This is a genomic window from Phenylobacterium sp. (genome assembly GCF_036402295.1).
Classification (GTDB): Bacteria; Pseudomonadota; Alphaproteobacteria; order Caulobacterales; family Caulobacteraceae; genus Phenylobacterium.
The window spans coordinates 1-2,804 of record NZ_DASWTE010000156.1; the positions used below are offsets into that span (position 1 = coordinate 1).

At 70.8% G+C, this 2,804-nt stretch carries 4 protein-coding genes; 3 read left to right on the top strand and 1 reads right to left on the bottom strand.

Annotated features, from left to right (window positions below; translation table 11 throughout):
- The coding region (locus tag VGD44_RS09870; protein WP_331086414.1) for a hypothetical protein at nt 1-402 on the bottom strand (402 nt) is incomplete at its 3' end.
- A 98-nt stretch (nt 403-500) separates the two neighbouring features.
- On the opposite strand from VGD44_RS09870, the gene VGD44_RS09875 reads away from it, so the two are divergent.
- From VGD44_RS09875 to VGD44_RS09885, 3 genes are all read left to right on the top strand, one after another.
- Entirely contained in the window at nt 501-755 is a 255-nt protein-coding gene (locus VGD44_RS09875; RefSeq protein WP_331086416.1) for a hypothetical protein, read from the top strand.
- 231 nt (nt 756-986) lie between these two features.
- Nucleotides 987-1,655 carry a hypothetical protein gene (locus tag VGD44_RS09880; protein WP_331086418.1) on the top strand — a complete coding sequence of 223 codons (669 nt, stop codon included), beginning with the start codon at nt 987-989 and terminating at the stop codon, nt 1,653-1,655.
- A gap of 282 nt (nt 1,656-1,937) precedes the next feature.
- On the top strand, nt 1,938-2,804 hold an 867-nt coding region (locus VGD44_RS09885), incomplete at its 3' end, for an aspartate kinase (protein WP_331086420.1).

A 2,804-nucleotide genomic window follows, 5' to 3' on the forward strand; every position in this document is an offset into this window, starting at 1 on the left:
CAGGCGCAGGCCGCTCCCCACCAGCGCCGCATAGAACAGCGCGTTGGTCCCGAGGTTGCGCGCGAACATCCGCTCGCCCATCGCCCAGCGGGCCAGGCGCCCGCCGTCGTTGTAGAGCGGCCAGTAGACCACCACGAACACCAGCACGTGCAGCGCCGAGACGACCAGCAGCCCGGCCGCATACACGCCGAGCCGCGCCGGCAACGCCAGCCCGGACGCCTCGACCCGCCGCACCGCCGACAGCACGGGCCACGTCAACGCCGCCCACACCGAGAAGATCGCGAACGAATACCCCAGCGACGGCCACCACGCCTGCGACCGCCCGCTGGTCAGCCACCCCTGCAGCGACAGCAGTAGCGCCACCGCCGACCAGCCCAGCACGATGGCGGCTGCCAGGCGCAAGGGACGCCCGCTCGAGGCGGAGGTATGGGCAGGAGCCGTCATAGCCCTCTAATCTCACGTCATGGCCGACGTTATCTAGCGGCCAGGACCACGGAGGCATGGCGGTGAAGGCGATCGGTCTGGCCGGCGATCTGGAATGGTGGCGCGCCAACCGCGGGTCGCCCGACGCCGACCCCGCGGCCTTGCGCGCCCTCCTCGACCGGCTCCAGGCCTGGAAGGCCGACCACGACCGCGACCGCGCCGGCCAGCCCGGCCCCTTCCTCAAGATGGTCTGGGACGCCGTCTTCGGCGACGAGGACGGCCAGGTCACCGAGGCCATCGCCGAACTGGAAGCCGCGCTCGCGCAGCGTTAGCCGCCCCCTCTCCCTCCCCGTTGTCATCCCGGTTTGGGCGAAAGCCCAAGACCGGGATCCATTGGACTCTGCGTTTGGTGAGGACCCGCTGGGTCGCCGCCCGCACCCTGTCACCGCCGCCGAGCTCAATGGGTCCGGTCTTCGCTTCGCGAACCGGGATGACAAAGAAAGTTGAGATGGAAATGGCGCCTTGCGTCCGTTTCTGACGTAGGGCCGTGTTCCACTGCCCGCATGTCCGGCCCCCCGCCCGAGATCGACGAAGCCGACGTCTTCCTGGCCAAGCTCGCCAGGCTCGACCTGCGCGCCGCGCAGCACGTCCACGACTGCCTCCTGGACACCACCGACCCCGACGAGGTCGCGAGGCTGGCCCAGGCCTACGCCCGCTGCTCGCGCCAGGTGCGCCAGACCCTGGCCTGCCATGCGAAGCTGAAGGCCGACCGCGCGAAGGCCGCCCGGCTGGCCGAGCAGCACGAACGCTGGCGCAAGGCCGGCCTCCCGTTCGAGGACGGTCCCCGGAAGACCCCGGAAGACCACGCCTACGAGGCCCGCGCCGACCACCTCGTCGAAGCCATCGAGCGGGTGATCTCCCACGTGGCCGCCGGCGACCGCGAGCGCCACACCGCGCTTGCCCACCGCTTCGAGCGCGAGCTGGACGACTGGTACGAGAAGCCCGACTTCCTCGACCTCGACCCGCAGGCCCACGTCCGCCACGCCTGCCGCCGCTTAGGGCTGCCCGAGGCCCTCGCCGAGACCTGGCCAGACCTCCCCGAACCCACCTTCTTCCCCGACCCCGAGGTGCGCCGTCGCGACCCGGACGAACCCGAGTTCGACGCCGCCCCGCCGGCCACCGACCCGGTCTCCGCCGACGACCCGCCGATCCCCTGGCCCAACACCGGCTGACGGCGCGCAGCGCCCTTGTTTCAAATCGCGGAAAACGCGGAAAGACCCAGAAGACCTGGGCGGCCCCGCCTCCCGGGACACCTTTCCGCGCCTTCCAGTTTTCCGCGGTTCTCTTTCTTTGACTGCGCCTGCGGCGCGCAGGGCGTCGCCGGGGCAGGCTTTGCCCCGTTTGCAGCAACGCTGCGCCGGAAACGCAAAATTCTGGCCGTTGCCCCCCGGACGCGACGCCGCTATGAGGCTCCGCCCTTCCGCAGCGCAGCAACGGGAACCGACGCCAAGTCCATGTCTCGCCTGGTGATGAAATTCGGCGGCACGTCCGTGGCCGACCTGGAGCGCATCCGGCGCGTCGCGCGGCTGGTGGCGGCAGAGAAAGCCGCGGGCCACGACGTGGCCGTGGTGGTCTCGGCCATGGCGGGCAAGACCAACGAGCTGGTGGCCTGGACCGACGGCGCCGGCGCGGCCGCCCAGGGCATCCCGGCCAGCGACGACGAGTACGACGTGGTGGTGGCGTCTGGGGAGCAGGTGACCGCCGGCCTCCTGGCCATGACCCTGCGCAACATGGGCCTGCGCGCCCGCTCGTGGATGGGCTGGCAGATTCCGATCATCGCCGACGACGCCCACGGCCGCTCCCGCATCGACGACATCCCGCCCGAGAAGCTGGGCGCGGCGATGGACTCCGGCGAGATCGCGGTGATCGCCGGCTTCCAGGGCGTGACCCGCGACGGCCGCATCGCCACCCTGGGCCGTGGCGGCTCCGACACCTCGGCCGTGGCGATCGCCGCGGCGGTCGGCGGCGCGTGTGACATCTACACCGACGTGGACGGGGTCTACACCACCGACCCGCGGATCGAATCCAAGGCGAAGAAGCTGGCCAAGATCTCCTACGAGGAGATGCTGGAGATGGCGTCGCTGGGCGCCAAGGTGCTGCAGACCCGCTCGGTCGAGCTGGCCATGGCCTATCACGTGCCCGTCCGGGTGCTGTCGAGTTTTGTCGAGCCGGGCGAAGCCCCCGGCCAGGGCACCATCGTGTGCGACGAGGAGGAGATCGTGGAGAAGCGGATCGTGAGCGGCGTGGCCTACAGCCGCGACGAGGCGAAGATCAGCCTCTTCGGCCTGCCCGACCATCCGGGCGTGTCGTCCACCATCTTC

What these genes read in the sequence shown, in the direction of transcription:
- VGD44_RS09875 (WP_331086416.1), top strand. Translation starts at nt 501, where the DNA reads ATGGCGGTGAAGGCGATCGGTCTGGCCGGCGATCTGGAATGGTGGCGC.
- VGD44_RS09880 (WP_331086418.1), top strand. Translation starts at nt 987, where the DNA reads ATGTCCGGCCCCCCGCCCGAGATCGACGAAGCCGACGTCTTCCTGGCC.